This is a genomic window from Acidovorax sp. GW823-FHT05D11, assembly GCF_058795695.1.
The window spans coordinates 3,015,245-3,038,871 of the sequence record NZ_CM179502.1 but is presented as its reverse complement, the minus strand read 5'-3'; the positions used below and the strand labels follow the sequence as shown (position 1 = coordinate 3,038,871).

The following is a 23,627-nucleotide window of genomic DNA, read 5'->3' as shown; positions in this document are numbered from 1 at the left end:
CGCTTGCGGCGCCTTCCCCCCAGGGGGACGCTGCCAGGGGCCTGGCAAAGCCAGTTCCCCGGCGGCCCCGGCGTAGCGCCTCGGTGATTCCAACAGCAGCAAGAACGCGACCGATTTCAGAAAAGAAGAAGCCATGCAACAAGACATCCTGATCAACTGGTCGCCCCAGGAAACCCGCGTGGCCGTGGTGGAGCATGGCGCCGTGCAGGAGCTGCACATCGAGCGCACGCTGGAGCGCGGCCTGGTGGGCAACGTCTACCTGGGCAAGGTCTCGCGTGTGCTGCCGGGCATGCAGTCGGCCTTCATCGACATCGGGCTGGAGCGCGCGGCCTTTTTGCACGTGGCCGATGTGTGGCAACGCCAGCCCGATGGCGAGCCGCCGGCATTCGCCCGCAAGAACGAGCCGCAGGTACCCATTGAAAAGCAGGTGTTCGAAGGCCAGTCGCTGATGGTGCAGGTCATCAAGGACCCGATCGGCACCAAGGGCGCACGCCTGTCCACGCAGATCAGCGTGGCCGGGCGCCTGCTGGTGTTTCTGCCGCAGGACGACCATGTGGGCGTGTCGCAAAAAATCCCCGGCGCGGAGCGCGATGCGCTGCGCGCGCGGCTGCAGGCGCTGGTGGGCGACAAGGCCACGGGCGGTGGCGGCGGCTTCATCCTGCGCACCAACGGAGAGGATTCGACCGACGCCGAGCTGGCGGAGGACATCGCCTACCTGCGCAAGACCTGGGCGCGCATCAAGGAGGCATCGCTCAAGCTGCCCGCGATGTCGCTGCTGCACCAGGACCTGGACCTGCTGCAGCGCGTGCTGCGCGACCTGGTGGGCGACCACACGCAGACCATCCGGCTCGACTCGATGGAGCAGTTCCAGCGGCTGCGGGCGTTTGGTGTGGAGTTCATGCCCGCCGCCGCCGGCAAGCTGCAGCACTACAAGGGCGAGCGCCCGATCTTCGACCTGTACTCCATCGACGAGGAAGTGGCGAAGGCGCTGGGCCGGCGCGTCGATCTGAAATCCGGCGGCTACCTCATCGTGGACCAGACCGAGGCGCTGACCACCATCGACGTGAACACCGGTGGCTACGTGGGCGCGCGCAATTTCGACGACACCATCTTCAAGACCAACCTGGAGGCCGCGCAGGCCATTGCGCGCCAGCTGCGCCTGCGCAACCTGGGCGGCATCATCATCGTGGACTTCATCGACATGGTGCGCGAGGACCACCAGCAGGCCGTGCTGGCGGAGTTCCGAAAGCAGCTTGGCCGCGATCGCGTGAAGACCATGGCCGGCGGCTTCTCGCAGCTGGGCCTGGTGGAGATGACGCGCAAGCGCACCCGCGAATCGCTGGCCCACATGCTGTGCGAACCCTGCGAGGCCTGCCAGGGCAAGGGCAGCGTGAAGACCGCGCGCAGCGTGTGCTACGACATCTTGCGCGAGATCCTGCGCGAAGCCCGCCAGTTCAACCCGCGCGAGTTCCGCGTGGTGGCCTCGCCGCGGGTGGTGGAGCTGTTCCTGGACGAGGAAAGCCAGCACCTGGCCGGTCTCTCGGACTTCATCAAGAAGCCGATCTCGCTGCAGTCCGAAAGCGCGATGGGGCAGGAGCAGTACGACATCGTGCTGCTCTAGCCCTGGCCGCCTTTTTCGCCGCCAGCTCAGCTTTCGATCTGCATCGCCGGACGCGCCTGCACGCGCGCCAGCCAGGCCTGCACGTGGGGGTGTGCGTTGACGGGCGCACCCAGGTACACGCTGTAGCCCAGGACCGAGCCCACCACCAGGTCCACCAGCGAGTAGTCCGCGCCCAGCATCCAGGGCTGCGCGGCCAGCCGTGCATCCAGCAGCGCCAGCAGTTCGTTCAGCCCCCGGGTGGCGGCCTCGGCGTGCGCGGGGCTGCGCAGGGCCTCGTCGCCTTGCGTGGCCACCTGCAGGCGCACCAGGACCGTGCCGTAGGTGACATAGGCCCAGACGCACCACGACAGGGCCTGCAGCGCCTCTGGCGTGCCCGCGGCGGGCCACAGCCCCCGCTCGATGCCGTAGCGGTGGCCCAGCCACAGGTGGATGGCCAGCGCCTCGAACATGGGGGCGCCGTCCACGGTCAGGGTGGGCACCTTGCCGTTGGGGTTGAGGGCCAGGTACTCCGGGCGGCGCTGCTCGCCAGTGCGGATGTCGATCTTCACGCGCTCGTGGGGCACGCCCAGTTCGGCAAGGGCGCAGGCAATGGGGCTGGCGCTGGACATGGGGTGCCAGTAGAGGACGATGGACATGGAAAACTCCTTGGTGGTGGTGGAAGAAAAGGTGGTGCCACTGTAGATTCCATTGCGGACAGTTTCGGTCCTCAATAAAAAGTACAGTCGCACCATGCTCACGTCATCGACCCGCCTTTTGCGCCTGCTGTCGCTGCTGCAGACGCGCAACCACTGGATGGGGCCAGAACTGGCCGAGCGCCTGGAGGTGCACCCGCGCACCCTGCGGCGCGACATCGACCGCCTGCGCCAGCTGGGCTACCCCGTGCATGCCAGCAGCGGGGTGGCCGGCGGCTATGCCTTTCGCGCCGGACAGGCGCTGCCGCCCCTGCTGCTGGACGACGACGAGGCCCTGGCCGTGTCGATCGCGCTGCGCACCGCCACGGCCGGCGCGGTGGGCGGCATCGAGGAGCCCGCGCTCCGGGCGCTGGTCAAGCTGGAGCAGGCCATGCCCGCGCGCCTGCGCAAACGCGTGGACGCGCTGCGCTCGGCCATCCTGCCGCTGGACCGCACCGGGCCGGTGGTGGAAGCATCGCTGCTGGCCACGCTGGCGTCCGCCTGCCGCGACCAGCTGCGCATCGAGTTCAGCTACGAGGACGGCAAGGGCCGCAGCGCACAGCGCCAGGTGGAGCCGCAAGGCGTGGTGCACACCGGCGAGCGCTGGTACCTGGTCGCCTGGGACCGGGTGCGCACCGACTGGCGCACCTTCCGCATCGACCGCATCGTGGGCGACCCCCAGGTGGGCGCGCATTTCGCGCCCCGGGCCTCGCCTGACGGCGGCGATCTGAAGGGCTACGTTGCGCGCTCCATCTCGGCGCCGCACCACGCCGAGCAGGCGCGCGTCGTGCTGCATGCGCCGTATGCGGTGATGTCGCGCCGCATTCCCAAGTCCGCGGGCGTGGTCTCTACCCTGGGCCAGGGACTGCGGTGCCAGCTGGAGTGCGCGGCCAATGACTCCCTGGTCTACTGGCTGATGGCGCTCGATGTCGAATTCGAGGTGCTCGCGCCGGCATCGCTGAAGGAGCGGCTGCGGGTGGCGGGCGAGCGGGCGTTGCGCTGCACGGCATGAGCCTTTGGGGCGCTGTGGCAGGCATCGATGGCCGATCCCGCCCCGGCCACCAGAGCCGGGCCCTTCCTGGCAACTGCTGCACCCGTTGCAGGAGTCAACTGCATGCCCCCCGATTGCTGGATACGGCACCACAATTTACGCTCTGTGCATGGAATCAACCGACAAGGAAAAACCCATGCACCACCGCGTGCGGATCGATGCAGCCGGAGGGCCCGATGTCCTGCGGCTGGAAGGGGTGGAGCCCCAGGCGCCCGGCCCAGGCCAGGTGTGGCTCGCGCAGGCGGCCATCGGCGTGAACCCGCTGGACGTGAGCCAGCGCAAGGGCGCGGTGCCCATCCCGTTCCCGTCCGGCCTGGGGCTGGAAGGCGCGGGGCAGGTGGCGGCCGTGGGGCCGGGGGTGCTGAATGTGGCGGTGGGAGATCGCGTGGGCTACGCCACCGGGCCGCTGGGGGCCTATGCCAGCGCGCGCCTGTTCCCGGCCGAGCGGCTGGTCAGGCTGCCCGATGCGCTGGGGTTGGACGAGGCGGCGGCGGTGCTCTTCAAGGGCATCACGGCGCAGTACCTGCTCAAGACGACATATTCCGTGGCCCCGGGCTCGAAGGTGCTCATCTATGGCGCGGGCGGCGCGCTGGGCCAGCTGATGTGCGCCTGGGCCCGTCACCTGGGCGCCTTTGTGATGGGCGTGGTCTCCCGGCCCGAGAGCGTGGAGCGCGCCCGGGCGGCGGGCTGCGACGCGGTGTTCGTGTTCGACCCCGCCACGCTGGCGGGCCAGGTGCGCGAGGCCACGCACGGCAGCGGGGCCGACGTGGTGTACGACCCCATCGGGCGGGCCACGCTGGAGGCCTCGCTCGACAGCCTGCGCCCGCGCGGCCTGCTGGTGTCCTTCGGTGCCACCTCGGGCGTGCCGGCGCCCATCGCGGTGGGCACGCTCAATGCCAAGGGCTCGCTGTTCCTCACGCGCCCCTCGCTGGCCGCGCACACGGCCACGGCGGTGGAGTACCAGGAGCGCGCCCAGGACGTGCTGCGGGCCGTGGCGGACGGCGTCATCACGCCGCGCATCTGGCGCCGCTACGCGCTGGCCGATGCGGGCACCGCGCACACTGACCTGGAGCAGGGGCGCTCGCAAGGTGCGATCATCCTGGCTCCGTAGCCCCTCGCGCCATGCCATGGCGCTTTTGATACCCGATGGACCTGCTCGACAGCCAGCACGCCGATGAACTGGCCACCCTTATTGCCCTGAGCGACGCGGGTTCGTTCGCGGCGGCGGGCCGCGCGCTGCAGCGCCACCCCTCGGTACTGTCCAAGCGTTTGAACGCGCTGGAGCGCCGCCTGGGCGTGAGGCTGGTCGAGCGCACCACCCGCCAGCTGCACCTGACGCACGAAGGCCAGCGCCTGGTCGAGAAGGTGCGCGAGGCGACGGATTTGATCGCACAAGCCCAGAAGGAAGCGGCCGATGGCGCGGCGCAGGTGCGCGGGCGGCTGCGCGTGTCGGTGCCCGCCGCCATGGGGCGGCGCCTGCTCAGCCCGGTGGTGGCCGAATTTGCGCTGGCCCATCCGCAGGTCACGCTGGAGCTGGAGTACGCCGACCGGCTGGTGGACATCGTGGGCGAGCGCTTCGACGCCGCGATCCGCATCGGCCAGCTGGCCGACAGCCGGCTGGTGGCCACGCGGCTGTGCAGCCACCGCCGCATCATGGCGGCGGCGCCGGGCTACTTGGCGAAGAACGGTACCCCGCAGGTGCCCGCGGACCTGGCGCAGCACAACTGCCTGGGCTTCACCGGCCTGCAGTCCTACCCTGAATGGCAGCTCACGCAGGCGGGGGCGAGCCACAGCGTGATGGTGCGAGGCTCGCTGGTGAGCAACGACAACGAAGCGCTGCTCGCGGCCGCCATCCTGGGCGTGGGCATCCTGGCGGGCGGCGACTGGCTGATCGACCCCGGCATCGCATCGGGCCAGCTGGTGCAGGTGCTGCCGCAGTGGCAGCTCAACACCGACGCGGGGATCTACCTGGTGCGGCCCTCGGCACGCTTTAGCACGGCGGCGATGGCGGCCTTTCGCGCCTGGGTGGTGGACTGGTTTACCGCGCGGGCGGACAACGGTCAGGACCAGGCCACCGTGGATGTGCCCCCGTGAGCTTGGCGTCCTTGTGTTGTCAACTTCGTCTTGTTTCGGCTGTGATGCCGGTCCGCGCTTCTTCCTCTATTGACATTCCATGACCCAGGCAACGCCCCAGCCCCAGCAGCACCCCACCGCCACGCCGGGCACGCTCGACGCGCTCATTCCCCTGCTCTTCGTCGCGCTGTGGAGCACCGGCTTCATCGGCGCCAAGCTGGGGCTGCCGTATGTGGAGCCGCTCACCTTTTTGGCCATTCGTTTCGCGATCGTCGCCGTGCTGATGCTGGCGGTGGTGACGCTGGTGCGTGCTCCGTGGCCGCCATCGGGCAGGGCCTGGCTGCACATCGGCGTGTCAGGCCTCTTGGTGCACGGGGTGTACCTGGGCGGGGTGTTCATCGCCATCGGCCACGGGCTGCCGTCGGGCATCACGGCGCTGGTGGTGGGGCTGCAGCCGCTCTTGACCGCGCTGGTGGCGGGCGCCCTGCTGGGCGAGAAGGTGCGGCCCGCGCAGTGGGCGGGCCTGGCGCTGGGTTTCACCGGCGTGGCGCTGGTGGTGGCCGGCAAGGTGGCCACCGTGCCGGGCGGCGCGCTGGTGGGCATGCTGCTGCCGGCCGTGGTGGCGCTGCTGGGCATCACGGCCGGCACGCTGTACCAAAAGCGCTTTTGCCCCGCGTTCGACCTGCGCACCGGCTCGGTCATCCAGTACCTGCCGTGCGTGGTGGCCATGGCCGTGCTGGCATACGCGACGGAAACCATGGCCGTGCAGTGGAGCGGCGAGTTCCTGTTCGCGCTGGGCTGGCTGGTGCTGGTGCTGTCCCTGGGCGCCGTCAGCCTGCTGAACCTGCTGATGCGCCGTGGCGGCGCGGTGAACGTGGCCAGCCTGTTCTACCTGACCCCGCCCACCACCGCGCTGATCGCCTGGGCCGTGTTTGGCGAGACGCTCGGCGGCTGGGCACTGGCGGGCATGGCGCTGGCGGTTCTGGGTGTCTGGCTGGCCCGGCAGACCCGGTAGGGCCGGGGGCCGTTGCCTGGTCAGAGCTTGCGCAGCCGCTCCAGCGCGGCGCGCAGCGTGTCGTCCTTCTTGGCAAAACAGAAACGCACCACGCGCTGGTCAAATCCGTCGCCGTAGAACGCCGACAGCGGAATCGCCGCCACGCCCACCTCGCGGGTGAGCCACTGGCAGAAGTCCGATTCGTTCAGGTCGCTCACGGCCGAGATGTCCACGCACTGAAAGTAGCTGCCGGTGCTCGGCAGCAGCTTCAGGCGCGAGCCCTCCAGGCCCTGGCGGAACAGGTCGCGCTTGGCCTGATAGAACGCGGGCAGCTGCAGGTAGGGCGCCGGGTCCTGCAGGTAGGCGGCCAGGCCGTGCTGCATGGGCGTGTTCACGGTGAACACGTTGAACTGGTGCACCTTGCGGAACTCGGCCGTCAGCGCTGCGGGGGCGGCCACGGTGCCGACCTTCCAGCCGGTGATGTGAAAGGTCTTGCCAAAGCTCGACACGATGAAGGCGCGTGCCGCCAGGCCGGGAAAGCGTGCAGCGCTTTCATGCTCGGCGCCGTCGAACACCATGTGCTCGTACACCTCGTCGCTGATGAGCAGGATGTCGGTGGGCGCGAGCAGGTCTTCCAGCTGGCGCATCTCCTGGGCCGTCCAGATGGTGGCGCTGGGGTTGTGCGGGCTGTTGATGAGGATGGCGCGCGTGCGCGGCGTGATGGCCGCACCGATCTTGCCGAAGTCGGGGCGGAAGGTGCCCGGCGTGAGCGGCACGCGCACCGCCTTGCCGCCCGCCAGTTCGATGTTGGGCACGTAGCTGTCGTAGCAGGGGTCGAGCACGATGACTTCATCGCCCGGGTGCACGATGGCCAGGATGGCGGTGATGATGGCCTGCGTGGCGCCGGCCGTGATGGTGATCTCGGTGCCCGGGCTGTACCGGCGGCCGTGCAGCGCCGCGATCTTGCTGGCGACCGCCTCGCGCAGGGCCGGGATGCCGGGCATGGGCGGGTACTGGTTGTGGCCGGCCTGCATGGCCCGCGTCACGGCATTCACCAGCTCCGGGGCGCATTCGAAGTCGGGAAACCCCTGGCCCAGGTTGACCGCGCCGTGCTCGGCCGCCAGGGCCGACATCACGGTGAAGATGGTGGTACCCACCTGGGGCAGCTTGCTGGGGAAGGCGGGTGTGCGGGCGGTGTCGGTGGTCTCAGTCATGGCGCTGTGGCGGAAGGTCAGGCTGGGAAGCAATGGGGCGGTGGAATGGGCAATCGGGCGGGTGCCGGTGTCAGAGTTCGTAGTCGTTGACGTGGCCGGTCATCGCGCGGGCGATGAGCTCGCGGCTCAGCCGGTCGCTGAGCAGTTCGGCGAACTTGTAGACGAAGTTGCGCAGGTACGCACCCCGCTTGAAGGCCACCCGCGCCACGCTCTGGCCGAACAGGTGCCCCACGGGACGCACGGCAAGGTCACCCACGGGGTCGTCGCGCATGGCCATTTCGGCCACGATGCCGATGCCCAGGCCCAGGCGCACGTAGGTCTTGATCACGTCGGAATCGATGGCCTCGAGCACGATGCGCGGCTGCAGCTTGCGTGCGGCAAAGGCATGGTCGATCTTGCCGCGGCCGGTGAAGGAGGGGTGGTAGGTGATCAGCGCCTCGTGGGCCAGGTCGTCCAGCCCGATGCGCTCCTTCTGCGCCAGCGGGTGGTCGTTGGGCACCACCAGCACGTGCTGCCATTCATAGCAGGGCAGGGTGACGAGTTCGGGGTAGTCGGCCAGGGATTCGGTGGCCATGCCGATCTCGGCCACTTCATCGATCACCATGCGCGCCACTTCGTGCGGTGTGGCCTGGTGCAGGCTGATGTTGACCTTGGGATAGGCCTCGCGCAGGCGCGCCACGGGCACGGGCAGCACGTAGCGGGCCTGGGTGTGGGTGGTGGCGATGCTGAGGGTGCCGCTGTCCTGGGCGCTGAACTGCTCGCCGATGCGCTTGAGGTTGCCCACCTCCCGCATGATGACCTCGATGCTCTTGAGCACGTGCTGGCCGGGTTCGGTGATGCGCTTGAGGCGCTTGCCATGGCGCGCGAAGATGTCCACTCCCAGTTCTTCTTCGAGCTCGATGATGGCCTTGGACACGCCCGGCTGGGAGGTGTGCAGGGCCTTGGCCGCTTCGGTCAGGTTGAGATTGCGGCGCGCAGCCTCTTGAACGAAGCGGAATTGGTGCAGATTCATATCTGATATCGCCTAAAGAGTTGCATCATTATGCTGCAGCTATCTAAGGGATTTCAGCGGAAGGCACCTCACAGGCAATTTCTGCCATCAAAGCCGTCATGCGCGGGTCTTCGCCAATGGCGGGCTGCACATGGAACCGCACGGCGGGATGGGCCGCTCGCAACTCCTCCACCAGCAGCGGCAGGTCGTTCCGCGCATGCTTGCCCGTGCCAAGGAACATGGGCACGACAGTGACATGGGCCGCTCCCTGCGCGACGAGCTGGTCCGTGGCCTGTGCCAGCGTGGGGGTGCACAGCTCCAGGTACGCGCAGGCCACAGGGCGGTCCGGGTGCTGCCCGCCGATGCGGGCGGCCACGGCTTCCATGGGGGCGCGCCACAGGGGGTCGCGCGAGCCGTGGGAGAACAGGACGATGGCGCGGTGGTTCATGGGTTGCAGATCGGGGCAGGGTGACAGCCGGGGCTAGCGCCGGAGCACCAGCCATCCAAAGGCCGCGAGCGAAAGCACGGAGTAGATCAGCCCGGGCGCGGCCGCCGTGAGCCACGGCGACCAGTTCTGCAGGTTGCCCGCATAGCCAAACACGTTGTTCAGCAGGAAGAAGCTGATGCCGGCCATGACGCCGCCAAACACATAGCCCGCGATGCCGCCCGAGCGGAAGTGCAGGTAGGCAAAAGGCAGGGCCAGCACCACCATCACCAGGCAGCTGAGGGGATAGAACACCTTGCGCCAGAACTCGATCTCGTAGCGCTGGGCGGACTGGCCGTTGGCGTCGAGGTGGCGGATGTACTGGAACAGGTCGATGGTGGCCATGCGGTCGGGTTTGAGCAGCGAGGCGGCCACCATGTCGGCGCTGATGCGGGTGGGCCATTGCAGGGTGGGGGCATCGAGGTGCTCCACGCGCGCTTCGTCGCCGCCGCGCTGCTCGAAGCGGCTGCGCTGCACCTTCTCCAGATTCCACGCGCCATCCGGCCCAAACTGGCCCGCCGCCGCCCGTGTCTGCGATGCCAGCCGGCCCTTGGCATCGAACTCGAAGATGCGCACGTCCAGCATGCCGCCGTTGGTCGTGAGCGCGCGCACGTTCACCGCATAGGAGTGGTCGTCCTGGCGCTCCTTGAGCCAGGCGCCGGTGGCGCCCGTGGTCAGGCGCCCGAGGTACCGCACCTTGACCAGCTGGGCGGCGCGGTCGGTCAGCGGCGCAATGTAGTCGCCCACGGCGAAGGTCAGAAGCACGAAGAAGCCGCCCAGCGCCACCAGCGTGCGCAAGGCACGCCAGGGGCCCATGCCGCTCGTGCGCATGATGGTGAACTCGGAGCTTTGGGCGAGCCGCGCCATCACGAAGATGGTGCCGATGAGCACCGTGATGGGCAGCAGCTCGTACAAGTGGCTGGGAATGCTCAGCACCACGAACAGGAACGCGTGCGAGAGCTGGTAACCCTCGGCGCCGGTGCGGCCCACCCAGCGCAGTTCGTCCACCAGGTCAAAGAAGAAGAACAGCGCCAGAAACCCGGCGGTGACGAAAGCGACCGCGAACAGGGCTTCGCGGTGGATCAGGCGGCGGATGGTTTTCATGCGGGGCTCCCTGGCGGCGTGGGCTGCCAAAGCCGCCGCAGCGTCCAGTGGTTGTGGCGCGCGGCCAGTACCAGCAGCGACATGAGCAGCATGCCGCCGTGCAGCAGCACCATGAAGCTCACCAGGCCGAGCCGGCCTGCGCCCACCCAGCTTTGCCCCAGCGTCATGAGGTTGTAGTACACGATGAAGGCAAAGAGCGCGAACACCAGGCTGGTGCTGCGCGCGGCGCGCGGGTTGACGCTGGCCACGGCCAGCCCCAGCACCACGAAGTTGAGCGCCGCCAGCGCCAGCCCCAGGCGCCAGCCCAGCTCGGCCCTGTAGGCGGGCAGGGGCTGCATGAGCAGCTCGTGCGTGGCGCGGGTCTTGACGGAGAGCTCTTCGGCCGAGCCCGCGGGCGCGGAGCCAATGCGGGTGCCGTATTCGACGAACTCGCTGATTTTCACGCCGGGTTTGTCGCGTGAGGTCTCCAGCCGCTGGCCCTCGCTCAGCACGGCCATGCGCTCGCCGCCCCGTGTCTCCAGCCGGGCGCTGCGCGCGGAGGTGACGGATTCGCGGGCACCGTCGGTGGCGGCGATGAAGATGTTGTTGCCTGCCTGGGTGTCCGGGCTGTCCTTGTCGATGAAGAACACCCGGCTGCCATTGGAGGATTCCTGGAACTCGCCGGGTGCGATGCGGTCGATGTCGCTGCGCTGTTCATAGCGCGTCTTGAGTTCCTGGATCTGGGAATTGGCCCAGGGCCAGACCAGCAGCGACAGCACGGCGATGATGACCATCACCGGCCAGGCAAAGCGCAGCAAGGGCCGCAGCAGGCTGACCAGTCCGCGGCCGCTGGCGAACCAGATGACCATTTCACTGTCTCGGTACATGCGCGACAGCGTCCCGACCACGGCGATGAAGAGGCTCAGGCTCAGGATGGTGGGCAACTGGCCCAGCACCGTGAACCCCATGACCAGCATGACATCGGAAGGGCTCACGCTGCCCCGCGATGCCTGGCCCAGCGTGCGGATGAGCATCATGGTCATGACCACGGTCACCAGCACCACGAGGGTCGCGCCGAAGCTGCGCGCCAGCTCCTTGCGGATGGATGAATCGAATAACATTGGCTAGGAGCGCGCTATGCACTTTTGCGTGCATGTCAAAGTGCATAGCACGCTCAAAAGGAAAACACCGATTATGAACTTTGATCTCAAGACCCTTGACCTTGCTGCGGCAGCTTCGGAAAAATGCGACCTGCTGGTCGTCCTGCTTCCCGAGGGCTTCAAGCCCGGCAAGGATGCGCTGTCTGCCCTGGCGGCGCTGGCGCTCAAGAACGGAGATCTGTCCACCAAGGCAGGCAAGCACCTGCAGCTGTACCAGGTGCCTGCCGTTGCGGCCCGCCGGGTGGTGCTGGTCGGGCAGGGCGACGGCGCGGCCCGCGCCACGCGCCAGGCCCTGCAGGCGGTGGGATCGGCCATCAAGGCGCCGCAGACCAAGCGGGTGGCGCTCTGTTTTGCGGGTGCTGCGCAGCCAGCGGCCGTCAGTGCCGCCGTGCAGGCCGTGGCCGAAGCGAGCTACGTCTATACGACCACCAAGACAAAGGTGGAGGCGCGCAGCCTGAACCGCTGCGTGGTGGGCGTGCACAGCGTCCCCGAGGTGCGCGAGGATTTCGATGCCGGCGTGGCACTGGTCGCCGGGGTCGAGTTCGCGCGGGAATGGGGCAACCGCCCCGCCAACCACGCCACGCCCAGCCTGCTCGCCGATGCGGCCAAGACACTGGCCAAGCTGCCCCGCATTCAGTGCAAGGTCCATGGCCCGGCCGAGGTGGCCCGCCTGGGAATGGGCGCCTTCCTCGCCGTGGCGAGGGGGTCCGAGGAGCCTTTGCGGTTCATCGAGCTGCGCTACAGCGGCGCGGCCAAGGACCAGGCGCCTGTCGTGCTGGTGGGCAAGGGCATCACGTTCGACACGGGGGGCATCTCGATCAAGCCCGCGCCGGAGATGGACGAGATGAAGTTCGACATGTGCGGCGCCGCCAGCGTGCTGGGAACGTTCCGCGCGCTGGGCGAGCTGCAACCCGCCATCAACGTGGTGGGGCTGATCCCCGCCTGCGAGAACATGCCCGACGGCCGTGCTGTCAAGCCCGGCGACGTGGTCACGAGCATGAGCGGCCAGACCATCGAGATCCTCAACACCGACGCCGAAGGCCGGCTGGTGCTCTGTGATGCGCTCACCTATGCGTCCCGCTTCAAGCCCGCCGCCGTGGTGGACATCGCCACGTTGACCGGCGCGTGCGTGATTGCGCTGGGTGGCGTGCGCAGCGGGCTGTTTGCCAACAACGATTCCCTCGCAGCCGCGCTGCAGGAGGCCGGGGAGTCCGCGCAGGACCCCTGCTGGCGCATGCCGCTGGACGACGATTACGCGGATGGCCTCAAAAGCAATTTCGCGGACATGGGGAACGTGGCGGGCCGCGCGGGCGGTTCCATCACCGCGGCCAAGTTCCTGCAGAAATATGTGGGTGACCTGCCCTGGGCCCATCTGGATATCGCGGGGACGGCCTGGAAGGGTGGGGCCGCCAAGGGGGCGACGGGGCGGCCGGTCGGGCTGCTGGTGCATTACCTTTTGAGGCAGGCGGCCAACACCAAGCCCGCCTCCAAGGCATCTTCGGCGGCGCGTGCGGCCTCCCCCAGGCCGGCGACGGTGAAGGCGCCGCGCGCCAAGCTCGGCTGATCTCGCCATGACCGAGGTCGCGTTTCACTTCAATGCGCCGGACAAGCTGGCCTATGCATGCCGCTTTGCGCGCAAGGTGCAGCGCAGCGGTGCACGGCTGGTGATTGCAGCACCGGCCGAGACGCTGGCGGTGCTGGACCGCATGCTCTGGGTGCTGGCGCCGCAGGATTTTGTGGCCCATTGCCTGGGCGGTGCCGACGAAGAACTGGTCCATGCATCGCCCGTGCTGCTGACGGCCGACGCGCGTTCCGCCGCGCACCACGAGGTGCTGTTGAACCTGCACGCCGAAGTGCCGGAAGGGTTTGGCCGGTTTGATCGCCTGGTCGAGGTGGTGAGCGCGCAGGATGAGGCCGATCGCGGCGAGGCGAGGTCGCGCTGGCGCCACTATGCCTCGCGCGGGTATGAGATCACCCGCCACGACCTGGTGCTGAAAGCCGGCTGATGGCGCTGCCCCCCAAGACGCCTCCGCGCTTTGTCCCCACCCTCACCGAAGTGGTGCGGGCGCCGGATTCCGCCCCATCGCAGGCCGCGGCCGCTGCACCATCGCGCACCACGGTCATGCATCCCTCCATGCTGCCCGAGGCGCGGCCGGTGGCGAACGCCGTGCACCAGGCGGCGCAGCCGCCGGGTTCCTTCGTGTCCGGTGCCCATCGGCCCGCCGTGGTCCCGCCAAGGCCCGCCGCCCCGCCGGGCATCGTTCCCGCGCCGGCCCGCAATGCTCCGGCAGCGGGCACCGTGGCGCCGCCCGTGTCCGTGGGGGCCGTGAGTCCGGTTGCGCTGACCCGACCATTGCCGGAGGGCATGGAGGAATATATGGTGCACAGGGTCATGCAGCGCGTGGACGTTGTGCTGGATCAACGTTTGCGCGAAGCGATCGCCACGGTGGTGCAGGAGCAGACACGATCGGTGCTGCCACGGCTGCGCGAAGAGATTGAATCGGTGGTCCGGCACGCTGTGTACGAGGCGGTGGCGGATGAGCTGGCCAGCGGGACGCCCTCGGTGCCAAAGGGATGACAGGGTATTCCCCTGTGGTTTCTCTCGCTTTTAATCGTGTTCCCTAATGATCTGGCCCGTAAATTGCGATATGTTCGCCTGCGTTGAGACACAAGAATATTCTCAGCGTTTATCTTTACTGGAGATTGATATGCAATTGAAGTTGAAACTGACCGTGGTTGCTGCTATCGCGGCTGCTGCTGGTGTGGCCTCTGCACAAGAGCAGGTGGTCAAGATCGGCCACGTGGCTCCGGTTTCCGGTGCCCAAGCCCACTACGGCAAGGACAACGAAAATGGCGCCCGCATGGCCATTGAAGAGCTGAACGCTCAAGGCGTCACCATCGGCGGCAAGAAGATCAAGTTCGAACTGCAGGCCGAAGACGATGCAGCCGATCCAAAGCAGGGCACGGCCGCTGCACAGAAGCTGTGCGACTCCAAGGTCGCAGGCGTTGTCGGTCACCTCAACTCCGGTACCACCATCCCCGCATCCAAGGTCTACAACGACTGCGGCATTCCGATGGTGACGGGCGCTGCGACCAACCCTAACCTGACCAAGCCAGGCTACAAGACCACCTTCCGCATCATCGCCAACGACAACGCCCTGGGCGCTGGCCTGGCTTTCTACGCGGTCGACACGCTCAAGCTCAAGACCGTTGCCATCATCGACGACCGTACCGCTTACGGCCAAGGCGTGGCAGACGTGTTCAAGAAGACGGCCACGGCCAAGGGCATGAAGGTGGTGGACGAGCAGTTCACGACCGACAAGGCCACCGACTTCATGGCCATCCTGACCGCCATCAAGTCCAAGAACCCTGATGCCGTGTTCTACGGCGGCATGGACCCACAAGCCGGCCCCATGCTGCGCCAGATGGAACAGCTGGGCATGGGCAACGTGAAGTACTTTGGTGGTGATGGCGTCTGTACGTCGGAAATCGCCAAGCTGGCCGCCGGTGCCAAGACCCTGGGCAACGTGATCTGCGCCGAAGGCGGTTCTTCGCTGGCCAAGATGCCTGGCGGCACGGCCTGGAAGGCCAAGTACGACGCCAAGTACCCCAACCAGTTCCAGGTGTACAGCCCCTACACCTATGACGCCACGTTCCTGCTGGTGGACGCCATGAAGCGTGCCAACTCCGTGGACCCCAAGGTGTACGTGAACGAACTGGCCAAGGCCAGCTTCAAGGGCGTGACCTCCACCATCGCCTTCGAACCCAACGGCGAAATGAAGAACCCCGCCATCACCCTGTACGTCTACAAGGACGGCAAGAAGACCCCGCTGTAATTAGTCAGCGCGGTACCGCGCTGCAGGGCCCCTGTGCCCTGCAGGGCCCCTGTGCCCTGCAGGGCTCAAAAAAGGCTTCCCTCGGGAAGCCTTTTTTATTGGGCGCCCGCCCCGCCGATGGCGCAAGCGGCCCGGTTGTTGGCCTGCTGGCTAGCGCCTTACCTGAAGCGAGCCTGGATTCACGATATTGGTGGGTGTGCCCTTGATGAAATTCACCACGTTGTCGAATGCCGCGCCAAAGTACAGCTCATAGCTGTCCTGCTCGACATAGCCAATGTGGGGCGTGCAGATGCAATTCTCCAGCCGCAGCAAGGCGTGGCCCTGAAGGATGGGTTCGCTCTCGAACACATCGACCGCCGCCATGCCGGGACGGCCCCGGTTCAACGCTGCGATCAGCGCGTCGGGCTCGATCAATTCGGCCCGCGACGTGTTGACGAGAAGGGAGGTGGGCTTCATGCAAGACAGGTCTTCCAGCGAGACGATGCCGCGCGTTTCATCGTTGAGGCGCAGGTGCAGCGAGATCACGTCACACTGCGAGAAGAACTCCTCGCGCGTGGTCGCGGCCTGGTAGCCGTCCGTCAAGGCCTGGGCGCGGGACGCCTCGCGGCCCCAGATACGCACGTTCATGCCGAAAGCGCGTCCGTAGCCAGCCACGAGCTGTCCGATGCGGCCATATCCCCAGATGCCCAGCGTTTTGCCGCGCAGCACGTTGCCAAGGCCGAAGTTGGCGGGCATGGATGCGGTCTTCAGCCCCGACTGCTGCCAGGCGCCGTGCTTGAGGTTGGCGATGTACTGCGGCAGCCTGCGCATGGCTGCCATCACGAGGGCCCAGGTCAGTTCGGCCGGGGCCACCGGGGACCCTATGCCCTCGGCCACGGCAATGCCCCGCTCCGTGCACGCCGTCACGTCGATGTGACTGCCGATCTTGCCGGTTTGCGCGATCAGTTTGAGGCGGGGAAGCTTTTCCACCAGTTGGCGCGTGATCTGTGTGCGCTCCCGCACCAGAACGATGATGTCGGCATCCTTCAGGCGGACAGAAAGCTGCCCAAGTCCTTTGACGGTGTTGGTGTAGACCTTGGCGGTGTACGCGTCGAGCCGGGATGCGCAGTGCAGCTTGCGGACTGCGTCCTGGTAGTCGTCGAGAATCACAATGTTCATCCCGATATTGTGCCTTGGTGGCGCCACCGGCATTCACCGGGCCGCCGTCCTGGGGCATCAAAGTACGGGGCTTTTGGTGACGGAGTGTTGGCGCATCCCGCAAAACGCTGCCGCCCATGGCAGGACGTGGCGGGGCCGTGCCATCGCTCCCCGGCCGTTTTTCTCACGCCCGCAGATCCATCTCTTTCGAGAAGGAACGCCACACGCCAACGAGGACCGTGCCGTTGGCGCCGTTGGCCCGTGATGAAGGAAGTATCTTGGTCTCAAGAGGCCTGCAGGGCTCCCTCGCAGGCCACCATGCGGTCCAGTTCCGCGCACACGTCGGCCATCCTGCCGGCGATCACCAGCCGGCCCGTGCCGGGGGCTGAGATCCTGCGCAAGACCTTGGCGGTCCGGCGGCCCGATCCATCGGTGGGCCGCGGCGCGGCGCAGGCGCTGCGGCTTCCTGCGGGCGGTACCGGCATCGCGGGCGGTGCTCTGCGGGTGCCGGCCTGCCGCCCGGGGCCTTCGGCGGGGGGCGTCTGGGGCGTGTTGACCGTGAAGGGCCAGTTGCCGCGCAGCGGACGTGGGCCAGGGAGACCCTGCGGGCGGTGGATGCTCCTGGAGCCGGCCGTGCCCCGGCCGTCGCTGCGGTCCGTGTCATCATGGTGGGAACGGGGTGGGGGCGAACTTGCCGCAGACGGCACCGCGAGCGCGGCGGTCGAGTGAAACCAGCGCGTCAGCGAGCGCAGCGGCATGGACAAGGTGGAAAAGGTGATCAAGGCAATTCCCATGTGAAAACTCCGAAGGTCGGGGGTTGGACATAGGCAGGATTGCAAATTGAACCCGCACCGCAGGGCTGGCGTGCCGGTTTGCCCGGCACACCAAACGCCCGCCACCTGCAATGCGGTAGTGAATGGACCAGCAGCCGGGACCGGCTACATCAGCATGGTGTTGCGAATGAGGCCTACCGCGAGACCTTCGATTTCGAAAGGTTCGCCAGGCTGTACCACGATGACCGGGTAGTCCGGGTTTTCAGGCAGCAACTCGATGGCCGTGGCGGTGCGCCGCAGGCGCTTGACCGTCACGTCGTCTCCCAGGCGGGCCACGATGATCTGGCCGTTGCGCGCCTCGCGGGTGGACTGCACGGCCAGCAGGTCGCCGTCCATGATGCCGGCATCGCGCATGGACATGCCACGCACCTTGAGCAGGTAGTCGGGCTTGTGCTGGAACAGGCTGTTTTCCACGCTGTAGGTCTGGTCGACGTGTTCCTGCGCGAGAATGGGCGAACCCGCCGCCACCCGCCCCACCAGGGGCAGGACCAGCTGGGAGAGCCCGGGAATGGGCAGGTGGAACTGGCTGCCGCGCGCTGCATTGATGGAGCGCAGCGTGTCGCTGCGCAACCGGATGCCCCGCGATGTGCCGCTCACCAGTTCGATCACGCCCTTGCGTGCGAGGGCCTGCAGATGTTCTTCTGCCGCATTGGCCGACTTGAAGCCCAGTTCAGCCGCGATTTCGGCGCGGGTGGGAGGCGCCCCTGTGCGTGCAATGGCGGTCTGGATGAGGTCCAGGATCTGTTGCTGGCGGGCCGTGAGTTTCGGGTTGTCGAGCATGGTGGTTTCCGGTGGAGGCGGCTACAGTGAAGGACAACTGTTTTTTAATCCAGTAACTGTATTTTTCACCAGTTTTTCGGAGTATGCAAGTGAGTGGGCAAAAAATTGTGGTTTTGGGCACTGGAGGAACCATTGCCGGCACGTCGGCACAGGCGGGTGACAACATCGGGTACACCGCCGCGCAGGTCGGGGTGGAGCAGCTGCTGGCAGCGGTCCCCGGATTGCAGGAGGCGGCCGGTGGCATGCTCGTGGCGGAGCAGGTGGCTCAGATCGACAGCAAGGACATGGATGGCGGGGTGTGGCAGGCCCTGGCGCTGCGCTGCGCCCACCACCTCCAGGATGCTTCCGTGCGCGGGGTGGTCATCACCCACGGCACCGATACGCTGGAGGAGACGGCCTGGTTCCTGAACCAGGTGCTGGATACCCGGCTGAAACCCGTGGTGCTGACCTGCGCCATGCGCCCGGCCACGGCGCTCACGCCCGACGGGCCGCAAAATCTCCTGGATGCCGTGGCGGTCGCGGTGGCTGCGGGTGCCCGCGGCGTGCTCGCAGTGGCCGCTGGCGAGGTCCACGGCGCACAGCAGGTCCAGAAGGTGCATCCGTACCGTGTCCATGCGCTCAGTTCGGGCGAGGCCGGGCCTTTGGGGTGGGTGGAGGAGGGCGCCATTCGCCTTGCGCAGGATTGGCCGATACCGCCCGCCAAGCATGCGTGGGGTGCTCTGCAAAATATAGCAAATGCAGCGGCCTGGCCCCGCGTGGAGGTGATCATGAGCCACGCGGGCGCCACGGGCGCCATGGTGGATGCGCTGGTGCGTGACGGCGTCCAGGGGCTGGTGGTGGCATGCACCGGCAACGGCACCATCCACCACCTTCTGGAAGCCGCATTGCTGCGCGCGCAGGAGGTGGGCGTGCGGGTGGTCCGGTCCACGCGCTGCGCCGAGGGGCGGGTGCTGCCCAAGCCTGGTGACGTGCTGCCTGATTCCGGCGGGCTGCCGCCCCTGAAGGCCCGGATCTCGCTGATGCTGGACCTGATGCGCTGAGCGCGAAGGCTGTCCGGTGTTGTTTGCAGCCCTCAAGACACACGCCTGGGCCTACCCGGCGCTGGAAGTGGTGCACATCGTTGGCATTGCCCTGCTGCTGGGCAACCTGGTGCTGCTGGAGTTGCGCGTGTTTGGCCGGGGGGCGGCGCTGCCCGTCAAGGACCTTGCGCGGCTCAGCCTGTCGCTGGCATTGTGTGGCTTTGGCCTGGCGGCGGCATCGGGCCTGCTGATGTTTGCCACCCAGCCTTCCGAGCTGCTCGCCAGCCGCGCATTCACCTTGAAGATGCTGCTGTTAATGCTTGCGGGCTGCAACGCCGCGTGGTTCCATGGGCGTGGATCGCTGGCGCGCCTGGACGCCCTGGCCCGGGTGCAGATGCTGGCGTCCACGCTGATCTGGCTGGCCGTGGTGGTCTGTGGCCGCTGGATCGCCTATCTGTGACCTGACAAGGAGAGAACCGATGAGTCTGCAACGCCGCCGCCTGCTCCTGGCCACTGCGATGGTTCCGCTCTGGGCGCGCGCCCACCATGGCTGGAGCAGTTTTGATGCCGAGCGCCCCATCTATCTGGAAGGCACGGTGCGCAAGGTGCGCTGGCAAAACCCCCATGCCGAGCTGGAGCTGGAGCTTCCCGCGCAGTTGCGGCTTCCCGCGGACCTGGCGCAGCGCGCGGTGCCCGCCCAGGCCTCGCCCGTGGACGGCAAGGCCTTGCTGGCCAAGGCGGTGCTGCCCACCCGCAAGGACCGCCGCTGGGAGATCGAGCTGGCGCCCCTGACACGCATGCAGGCCTGGCAGGTGCAGGAGATCAAGCCCTGCACGGACCTGTCGGTGGTGGGCTTCACCCTGCGCGATGAGAAGGGCGATGCGGTGCTGCGCGCGGAATACCTTTTCGTGGACGGCAAGGCCTACGGCCTGCGCTCCAGTCCGGCCTGAACAAAACCAGGATGGGTGGCAAGGCCGGGGCCATGAGGGTCTGGCCCGCTGGTGCCACGGCGCGCCTGAAGGGGCCACCGGCACCTCCCAAAAGAAAAGCGACGCCCTGGTGCCCCATGGCGTCGCTGGTCCTGGGGCGTGACCCTCGCGCTCAGCTGGCCAGCGCCTGGAGCGCGCGCGCGGTGATTTCTTCCACGCTGCCTGTGCCGCTGATGGCGCGGTACTTGGGGGCGGCGTCGGGCTCGGCCTGGGCCCAGCTGCTGTAGTAGTCCACCAGGGGGCGCGTCTGGTCGCTGTAGACCTGCAGGCGCTTCTTGACGGTTTCTTCCTTGTCGTCTTCGCGCTGGATCAGTTCCTCGCCCGTCAGGTCATCCTTGCCTTCCACCTTGGGGGGGTTGAACTTGACGTGGTAGGTGCGACCGCTGGCAGGGTGCGAGCGGCGGCCGCTCATGCGTTCGATGATGGCCTCAAAAGGCACATCGATTTCGAGCACGTAGTCGAGCTTGACGCCCGCCGCCTTCATGGCGTCGGCCTGGGGAATGGTGCGGGGAAAGCCGTCGAACAGGAAGCCGTTGGCGCAGTCCGCCTGCGTGATGCGTTCCTTCACGAGACCGATGATGATGTCGTCGCTGACCAGGGCACCCGAATCCATCACGGCCTTGGCCTGCAGGCCCAAGGGCGTGCCCGCCTTCACCGCCGCCCGCAGCATGTCGCCGGTGGAGATTTGCGGGATGCCGTATTTCTGGCAGATGAACGTGGCTTGCGTGCCCTTTCCGGCGCCAGGCGCGCCCAACAGAATCAGTCTCATGGAAGTCCTCGAAGGTTAGAAATCGGTTGGCGCCGCTGGCGGGGACGTTCGAAGGGCGCCTGAAGCCGTTCTGTGCGCCCGGGATGCGGTGCTCTCGTTGCGGGCGAGGATAGCATGCGACCACCTTGCGCTGACTTACACGCCGTACCGCGCGGCGGCCAGGGTGTCGCGGTGCGGATAGTGCCCTGCACGGTGGCGCGGGCAGGGCCCCGCGCCGTGGGGCCGCGGGCCGTCCGTCAGCGGAAAAGGTTGCGGACCCGCTCCAGATCCTCGGGGGTGTCCACGCCAGGCCCCGGGGCGGTGCTGGCCAGGTGCACCGCGATGCGGTGGCCGTGCCACAGCGCGCGCAGCTGCTCCAGCGCTTCCACGGCTTCGGTGGGGGCTGGCGCCAGCGCCGGAAATTCCCGCAGGAAGCCGGCACGATAGCTGTAGATGCCCACATGCCGCAAAGGCGCGAACCCCGCCAGGGCGGCGACGCCGGGTGCGGCCGCCTGGGCGGCGCCTTGCCACCAGGGCGTTGCGGCATGGTCGCGGGCGAAGGGGATGGGCGCCCGGCTGAAGTAGTGCGCCAGGCCCCGCGCGTCCAGCACCACCTTCACCACGTTGGGGTTGGCGTAGTCGGCTTGCGACGCAATGGCGTGCGCGGCCGTGCCCATGCTGGCCTCGGGGCGGGCCGGCAGCAGTTGCGCCACGGCATGGATGAGGCCGGGGTCCATCAGGGGTTCATCCCCCTGCACGTTGACGACGATGTCGGCGCCATCCAGCCCCAGATGGACGCAGGCCTCTGCCAGCCGGTCGCTGCCGCTGGCATGGTCGGCGCGGGTCAGGATCGCCTCCACGCCGTGGGCCGCGCAGGCCTGCAGGATGCGGTTGTCGTCGGCGGCCACCACGACCCGGGTGGCGGCGCTCTGGGCCGCGCGGCGGGCAACCCGCACCACCATGGGCAGGCCGGCGATATCGGCCAGGGGTTTGTCGGGCAGCCGGCTCGATGCCATGCGGGCCGGGATCAGCACCGTGAAGCGGCAGTCCGGTGCCACGGCGCCGGGGGCGGGCACAGCGCTCACTGCTCCAGTTCCTCGTCGGTGAGCGTGCGGGCTTCGTTTTCGAGCAGCACCGGGATGCCGTCGCGCACCGGGTAGGCCAGCCGCGCGCTGCGGGAGACAAGTTCCTGCGCCTCGCGGTCGTAGGTCAGCGGGCCTTTGGTGACAGGGCAGACCAGCAGTTCAAGCAGTTTGGGATCCATGGTGGAGGTGCTTCCGGGAGGTTCGTTCGGGCAGGCAGCGATGATAGCGGCGGCCAGCCCCGCGGGACCGCCGGTGCGCGCTAAAGATCACCCGGTGCCGGCAGGCGCGCATCCAGGGCCGCGAAAAAGGCTGGATCCATGTGCAGTTGCAGGGGCACGGCCAGTGCGTCCGGGTGGCGGGGCCACAGCTTGACGGCATCTTTTTCAGTGCAGATCAGCGTGTAACGGTTATCTGGTGAGCGGTTCCAGCTATCAAAATCATAGTGATCCGGCAGGGCCTGCGCGTGCGCCAGTTGCAACGCCTGGGCCTGCAGCATCGCAAAGAAGTCCCCGGGGCGTGCGACGGCCGCCACCGCGTGCAAAGGCTGCCCCCGCAGGCTGGACAAGGGCACGCGGGTGCCGTCCGAGCGCACGGCCCAGGGGGCCAGGCGCCGTTGCAGCGCATAGGCCTCGAAGTCTCCCCGGGGCGGCACGCCACCCGCATGGAGCACCAGGTCCACCGGCCGCGGCCAGGGCTCGCGCAGCGGGCCCGCAGGCAGCAGGAAGCCGTTGCCGACGCCCTGGTCGTTGAAGATGCAAACCTCCACATCGCGCGCCAGGGCCAGGTGCTGCAGCCCGTCGTCGCAGACGATCACGTCGGTGTGCGGGTGCGCCGCCAGCAGGGCGCGGGCTGCGGCGATGCGGCGCGGCGCGACGAAAACCGGCACCCCGCAGCTGCGCGCGATCAGCGCGGGCTCATCGCCCACCTCGCGGGCGGGGCTGTCGGGCGCCACCGCCCGGCAATCGGTGGTGCTGCGGCCATAGCCGCGCGAGATCACCCCGGGGCGCAGGCCGCGAGCCTGCAGATGTTTCACCACGGCGATGACCACGGGCGTCTTTCCGGCGCCTCCGGCGATCACATTGCCCACCACGACGACGGGACGGCCCGGGTGTTCGGCCTTGAGCACGCCAGCGCGGTAAAGCCCCCGGCGCAGGGCCACCAGCGCCAGGTACGGCAGGGAGACAGGCCACAGCGCCCAGGCGGCCGGGCCGCGTGCCTGCCAGATCTTCTGCAGCCCGGAGGCCGGGGAAGGGGCGCCGCCGTGCGCCGCGGACCGGGGGGGCGGGGGCGGCTGCGGCCCGGGGCCAGCCATGCCGTGTCAGCGGCCGGTGCTGCGCGCCGCGGCCGACGACTGCGTGGCAAACGTGATCTGCGTGAGGCCCACGCGGCGCGCCGCCTCCATCACCGAGACCACGGACTGGTGCGGGGACATGGCGTCGGCGCTGATGATCACGACACTGTCGCGCCCGGCGGTGGCGGCGCCGCGCAGGGCCTGCGCGATGGCGTCCACGCTCTTGCCGTCCACGCCGTTCTTGTTGACGGCATAGCGGCCGTCGGCGGCCACCGAGACGATCACTTCCTTGGGATGGTCGCGCTGCTGCTCGGCGTCGGCCACCGGCAGGGTGAGCTGCAGCTCCGTGAACTTGCTGTAGGTGGTGGTCAGCATCAGGAAGATGAGGATCACCAGCAGCACGTCGATGAACGGGATCAGGTTGATCTCCGGCTCTTCCTTGGCGCGGGGGCGAAAATTCATGTCGACGATCCAATGGGCGGTACGCGTTGCCCGCGAAGTTTGGAAACCGGCGGCCTCAACGCGGGCGGGCGTGGCGCAAGGGCCGCCCCACCGCACGGGCGGCGT

The 23,627-nt window shown here is 67.9% G+C and carries 26 protein-coding genes; 12 read left to right on the top strand and 14 right to left on the bottom strand.

Features of this window, described 5'->3' with window-relative positions:
* Positions 1–133: 133 nt before the first annotated feature.
* Positions 134–1,621, top strand: coding sequence for a ribonuclease G (rng, locus tag AC3RCE_RS14110; protein ID WP_218294869.1), 1,488 nt, complete (start codon positions 134–136; stop codon positions 1,619–1,621).
* Between the two features lie 26 nt (positions 1,622–1,647).
* Here rng and AC3RCE_RS14105 read toward each other — a convergent pair whose 3' ends face one another.
* Positions 1,648–2,256 (bottom strand): glutathione S-transferase family protein, encoded by a 609-nt coding sequence (locus tag AC3RCE_RS14105; RefSeq protein WP_218294870.1) that lies wholly within the window; start codon positions 2,254–2,256, stop codon positions 1,648–1,650.
* Positions 2,257–2,350: 94 nt separating this feature from the next.
* On the opposite strand from AC3RCE_RS14105, the gene AC3RCE_RS14100 reads away from it, so the two are divergent.
* The 4 genes from AC3RCE_RS14100 to AC3RCE_RS14085 all read left to right on the top strand — a co-directional run bounded on the left by AC3RCE_RS14100 (position 2,351) and on the right by AC3RCE_RS14085 (position 6,431).
* The gene (locus AC3RCE_RS14100; RefSeq protein ID WP_492253277.1) at positions 2,351–3,304 is read left to right on the top strand and encodes a helix-turn-helix transcriptional regulator; all 954 of its coding nucleotides are present in this window, start codon (positions 2,351–2,353) and stop codon (positions 3,302–3,304) included.
* Positions 3,305–3,452: 148 nt separating this feature from the next.
* The gene (locus AC3RCE_RS14095; RefSeq protein WP_492253276.1) at positions 3,453–4,454 is read left to right on the top strand and encodes a quinone oxidoreductase family protein; all 1,002 of its coding nucleotides are present in this window, start codon (positions 3,453–3,455) and stop codon (positions 4,452–4,454) included.
* 35 nt (positions 4,455–4,489) lie between these two features.
* Positions 4,490–5,437: a LysR family transcriptional regulator gene (locus tag AC3RCE_RS14090; protein WP_492253275.1), complete on the top strand. Its 948-nt coding sequence runs from the start codon at positions 4,490–4,492 to the stop codon at positions 5,435–5,437.
* 79 nt (positions 5,438–5,516) lie between these two features.
* Complete coding sequence (locus tag AC3RCE_RS14085; RefSeq protein WP_492253274.1) at positions 5,517–6,431, top strand: DMT family transporter; 915 nt, start codon at positions 5,517–5,519, stop codon at positions 6,429–6,431.
* A gap of 20 nt (positions 6,432–6,451) precedes the next feature.
* On the opposite strand, the gene AC3RCE_RS14080 is transcribed toward AC3RCE_RS14085, so the two are convergent.
* The 5 genes from AC3RCE_RS14080 to lptF all read right to left on the bottom strand — a co-directional run bounded on the left by AC3RCE_RS14080 (position 6,452) and on the right by lptF (position 11,303).
* Positions 6,452–7,624 (bottom strand): pyridoxal phosphate-dependent aminotransferase, encoded by a 1,173-nt coding sequence (locus AC3RCE_RS14080; RefSeq protein WP_492253273.1) that lies wholly within the window; start codon positions 7,622–7,624, stop codon positions 6,452–6,454.
* Positions 7,625–7,694: 70 nt separating this feature from the next.
* Entirely contained in the window at positions 7,695–8,636 is a 942-nt protein-coding gene (locus tag AC3RCE_RS14075; RefSeq protein ID WP_218338495.1) for a CysB family HTH-type transcriptional regulator, read from the bottom strand.
* Between the two features lie 43 nt (positions 8,637–8,679).
* A complete protein-coding gene (locus AC3RCE_RS14070) occupies positions 8,680–9,063 on the bottom strand; it encodes a sirohydrochlorin chelatase (protein WP_369642537.1) in 384 nt (127 codons plus the stop codon).
* Positions 9,064–9,096: 33 nt separating this feature from the next.
* Positions 9,097–10,203 (bottom strand): LPS export ABC transporter permease LptG, encoded by a 1,107-nt coding sequence (lptG, locus tag AC3RCE_RS14065; protein WP_218294877.1) that lies wholly within the window; start codon positions 10,201–10,203, stop codon positions 9,097–9,099.
* The gene (lptF, locus tag AC3RCE_RS14060) at positions 10,200–11,303 is read right to left on the bottom strand and encodes an LPS export ABC transporter permease LptF (RefSeq protein ID WP_218294878.1); all 1,104 of its coding nucleotides are present in this window, start codon (positions 11,301–11,303) and stop codon (positions 10,200–10,202) included. The genes lptG and lptF overlap by 4 nt, the downstream gene beginning before the upstream one ends.
* Positions 11,304–11,376: 73 nt before the next feature.
* On the opposite strand from lptF, the gene AC3RCE_RS14055 reads away from it, so the two are divergent.
* The 4 genes from AC3RCE_RS14055 (at position 11,377) to AC3RCE_RS14040 (ending at position 15,178) form a co-directional block, all read left to right on the top strand.
* On the top strand, positions 11,377–12,906 hold the full coding sequence (locus AC3RCE_RS14055; protein ID WP_492253272.1) for a leucyl aminopeptidase: 1,530 nt from the start codon (positions 11,377–11,379) through the stop codon (positions 12,904–12,906).
* 7 nt (positions 12,907–12,913) lie between these two features.
* Complete coding sequence (locus AC3RCE_RS14050) at positions 12,914–13,348, top strand: DNA polymerase III subunit chi (RefSeq protein WP_218294880.1); 435 nt, start codon at positions 12,914–12,916, stop codon at positions 13,346–13,348.
* The gene (locus AC3RCE_RS14045) at positions 13,348–13,920 is read left to right on the top strand and encodes a hypothetical protein (RefSeq protein ID WP_492253271.1); all 573 of its coding nucleotides are present in this window, start codon (positions 13,348–13,350) and stop codon (positions 13,918–13,920) included. Before AC3RCE_RS14050 ends, AC3RCE_RS14045 begins: the two co-directional genes overlap by 1 nt.
* A gap of 130 nt (positions 13,921–14,050) precedes the next feature.
* Positions 14,051–15,178 (top strand): branched-chain amino acid ABC transporter substrate-binding protein, encoded by a 1,128-nt coding sequence (locus AC3RCE_RS14040; protein WP_218294882.1) that lies wholly within the window; start codon positions 14,051–14,053, stop codon positions 15,176–15,178.
* A gap of 150 nt (positions 15,179–15,328) precedes the next feature.
* Here the strand turns inward: AC3RCE_RS14040 and AC3RCE_RS14035 are convergent, their stop codons facing one another.
* The 3 genes from AC3RCE_RS14035 to lexA all read right to left on the bottom strand — a co-directional run bounded on the left by AC3RCE_RS14035 (position 15,329) and on the right by lexA (position 17,928).
* Positions 15,329–16,336: a D-2-hydroxyacid dehydrogenase family protein gene (locus AC3RCE_RS14035; RefSeq protein WP_218294883.1), complete on the bottom strand. Its 1,008-nt coding sequence runs from the start codon at positions 16,334–16,336 to the stop codon at positions 15,329–15,331.
* A gap of 263 nt (positions 16,337–16,599) precedes the next feature.
* Positions 16,600–17,109, bottom strand: coding sequence for a hypothetical protein (locus AC3RCE_RS14030; protein WP_492253270.1), 510 nt, complete (start codon positions 17,107–17,109; stop codon positions 16,600–16,602).
* Positions 17,110–17,253: 144 nt separating this feature from the next.
* The gene (gene lexA / locus AC3RCE_RS14025; protein ID WP_218294885.1) at positions 17,254–17,928 is read right to left on the bottom strand and encodes a transcriptional repressor LexA; all 675 of its coding nucleotides are present in this window, start codon (positions 17,926–17,928) and stop codon (positions 17,254–17,256) included.
* Positions 17,929–18,011: 83 nt separating this feature from the next.
* Here lexA and AC3RCE_RS14020 point away from each other — a divergent pair, with 83 nt between their 5' ends.
* Genes AC3RCE_RS14020 through AC3RCE_RS14010 form a run of 3 tightly spaced genes read left to right on the top strand, consistent with a single transcriptional unit; the run spans position 18,012 to position 19,897 of the window.
* Positions 18,012–18,968 carry an asparaginase gene (locus AC3RCE_RS14020; protein WP_218294886.1) on the top strand — a complete coding sequence of 319 codons (957 nt, stop codon included), beginning with the start codon at positions 18,012–18,014 and terminating at the stop codon, positions 18,966–18,968.
* Positions 18,969–18,987: 19 nt separating this feature from the next.
* The gene (locus AC3RCE_RS14015) at positions 18,988–19,407 is read left to right on the top strand and encodes a hypothetical protein (protein WP_218295306.1); all 420 of its coding nucleotides are present in this window, start codon (positions 18,988–18,990) and stop codon (positions 19,405–19,407) included.
* A 19-nt stretch (positions 19,408–19,426) separates the two neighbouring features.
* The gene (locus tag AC3RCE_RS14010) at positions 19,427–19,897 is read left to right on the top strand and encodes a DUF6152 family protein (RefSeq protein ID WP_492253269.1); all 471 of its coding nucleotides are present in this window, start codon (positions 19,427–19,429) and stop codon (positions 19,895–19,897) included.
* Between the two features lie 151 nt (positions 19,898–20,048).
* On the opposite strand, the gene adk is transcribed toward AC3RCE_RS14010, so the two are convergent.
* The 5 genes from adk to AC3RCE_RS13985 all read right to left on the bottom strand — a co-directional run bounded on the left by adk (position 20,049) and on the right by AC3RCE_RS13985 (position 23,522).
* Complete coding sequence (adk, locus tag AC3RCE_RS14005; RefSeq protein ID WP_492253268.1) at positions 20,049–20,705, bottom strand: adenylate kinase; 657 nt, start codon at positions 20,703–20,705, stop codon at positions 20,049–20,051.
* A 236-nt stretch (positions 20,706–20,941) separates the two neighbouring features.
* Positions 20,942–21,700 carry a 3-deoxy-manno-octulosonate cytidylyltransferase gene (gene kdsB, locus AC3RCE_RS14000; RefSeq protein ID WP_492255384.1) on the bottom strand — a complete coding sequence of 253 codons (759 nt, stop codon included), beginning with the start codon at positions 21,698–21,700 and terminating at the stop codon, positions 20,942–20,944.
* A 65-nt stretch (positions 21,701–21,765) separates the two neighbouring features.
* Positions 21,766–21,948, bottom strand: a complete 183-nt coding sequence (locus AC3RCE_RS13995) for a Trm112 family protein (RefSeq protein WP_056062396.1) — start codon at positions 21,946–21,948, stop codon at positions 21,766–21,768.
* 80 nt (positions 21,949–22,028) lie between these two features.
* Positions 22,029–23,081, bottom strand: a complete 1,053-nt coding sequence (gene lpxK / locus AC3RCE_RS13990; protein WP_492253267.1) for a tetraacyldisaccharide 4'-kinase — start codon at positions 23,079–23,081, stop codon at positions 22,029–22,031.
* A gap of 6 nt (positions 23,082–23,087) precedes the next feature.
* Positions 23,088–23,522: an ExbD/TolR family protein gene (locus AC3RCE_RS13985; RefSeq protein ID WP_218294890.1), complete on the bottom strand. Its 435-nt coding sequence runs from the start codon at positions 23,520–23,522 to the stop codon at positions 23,088–23,090.
* Positions 23,523–23,627 lie beyond the last annotated feature (105 nt).

What these genes read in the sequence shown, in the direction of transcription:
- rng (WP_218294869.1), top strand. Translation starts at nt 134, where the DNA reads ATGCAACAAGACATCCTGATCAACTGGTCGCCCCAGGAAACCCGCGTG.
- AC3RCE_RS14105 (WP_218294870.1), bottom strand. Translation starts at nt 2,256, where the DNA reads ATGTCCATCGTCCTCTACTGGCACCCCATGTCCAGCGCCAGCCCCATT.
- AC3RCE_RS14100 (WP_492253277.1), top strand. Translation starts at nt 2,351, where the DNA reads ATGCTCACGTCATCGACCCGCCTTTTGCGCCTGCTGTCGCTGCTGCAG.
- AC3RCE_RS14095 (WP_492253276.1), top strand. Translation starts at nt 3,453, where the DNA reads ATGGAATCAACCGACAAGGAAAAACCCATGCACCACCGCGTGCGGATC.
- AC3RCE_RS14090 (WP_492253275.1), top strand. Translation starts at nt 4,490, where the DNA reads ATGGACCTGCTCGACAGCCAGCACGCCGATGAACTGGCCACCCTTATT.
- AC3RCE_RS14085 (WP_492253274.1), top strand. Translation starts at nt 5,517, where the DNA reads ATGACCCAGGCAACGCCCCAGCCCCAGCAGCACCCCACCGCCACGCCG.
- AC3RCE_RS14080 (WP_492253273.1), bottom strand. Translation starts at nt 7,624, where the DNA reads ATGACTGAGACCACCGACACCGCCCGCACACCCGCCTTCCCCAGCAAG.
- AC3RCE_RS14075 (WP_218338495.1), bottom strand. Translation starts at nt 8,636, where the DNA reads ATGAATCTGCACCAATTCCGCTTCGTTCAAGAGGCTGCGCGCCGCAAT.
- AC3RCE_RS14070 (WP_369642537.1), bottom strand. Translation starts at nt 9,063, where the DNA reads ATGAACCACCGCGCCATCGTCCTGTTCTCCCACGGCTCGCGCGACCCC.
- lptG (WP_218294877.1), bottom strand. Translation starts at nt 10,203, where the DNA reads ATGAAAACCATCCGCCGCCTGATCCACCGCGAAGCCCTGTTCGCGGTC.
- lptF (WP_218294878.1), bottom strand. Translation starts at nt 11,303, where the DNA reads ATGTTATTCGATTCATCCATCCGCAAGGAGCTGGCGCGCAGCTTCGGC.
- AC3RCE_RS14055 (WP_492253272.1), top strand. Translation starts at nt 11,377, where the DNA reads ATGAACTTTGATCTCAAGACCCTTGACCTTGCTGCGGCAGCTTCGGAA.
- AC3RCE_RS14050 (WP_218294880.1), top strand. Translation starts at nt 12,914, where the DNA reads ATGACCGAGGTCGCGTTTCACTTCAATGCGCCGGACAAGCTGGCCTAT.
- AC3RCE_RS14045 (WP_492253271.1), top strand. Translation starts at nt 13,348, where the DNA reads ATGGCGCTGCCCCCCAAGACGCCTCCGCGCTTTGTCCCCACCCTCACC.
- AC3RCE_RS14040 (WP_218294882.1), top strand. Translation starts at nt 14,051, where the DNA reads ATGCAATTGAAGTTGAAACTGACCGTGGTTGCTGCTATCGCGGCTGCT.
- AC3RCE_RS14035 (WP_218294883.1), bottom strand. Translation starts at nt 16,336, where the DNA reads ATGAACATTGTGATTCTCGACGACTACCAGGACGCAGTCCGCAAGCTG.
- AC3RCE_RS14030 (WP_492253270.1), bottom strand. Translation starts at nt 17,109, where the DNA reads ATGGGAATTGCCTTGATCACCTTTTCCACCTTGTCCATGCCGCTGCGC.
- lexA (WP_218294885.1), bottom strand. Translation starts at nt 17,928, where the DNA reads ATGCTCGACAACCCGAAACTCACGGCCCGCCAGCAACAGATCCTGGAC.
- AC3RCE_RS14020 (WP_218294886.1), top strand. Translation starts at nt 18,012, where the DNA reads ATGCAAGTGAGTGGGCAAAAAATTGTGGTTTTGGGCACTGGAGGAACC.
- AC3RCE_RS14010 (WP_492253269.1), top strand. Translation starts at nt 19,427, where the DNA reads ATGAGTCTGCAACGCCGCCGCCTGCTCCTGGCCACTGCGATGGTTCCG.
- adk (WP_492253268.1), bottom strand. Translation starts at nt 20,705, where the DNA reads ATGAGACTGATTCTGTTGGGCGCGCCTGGCGCCGGAAAGGGCACGCAA.
- kdsB (WP_492255384.1), bottom strand. Translation starts at nt 21,700, where the DNA reads ATGGCATCGAGCCGGCTGCCCGACAAACCCCTGGCCGATATCGCCGGC.
- AC3RCE_RS13995 (WP_056062396.1), bottom strand. Translation starts at nt 21,948, where the DNA reads ATGGATCCCAAACTGCTTGAACTGCTGGTCTGCCCTGTCACCAAAGGC.
- lpxK (WP_492253267.1), bottom strand. Translation starts at nt 23,081, where the DNA reads ATGGCTGGCCCCGGGCCGCAGCCGCCCCCGCCCCCCCGGTCCGCGGCG.
- AC3RCE_RS13985 (WP_218294890.1), bottom strand. Translation starts at nt 23,522, where the DNA reads ATGAATTTTCGCCCCCGCGCCAAGGAAGAGCCGGAGATCAACCTGATC.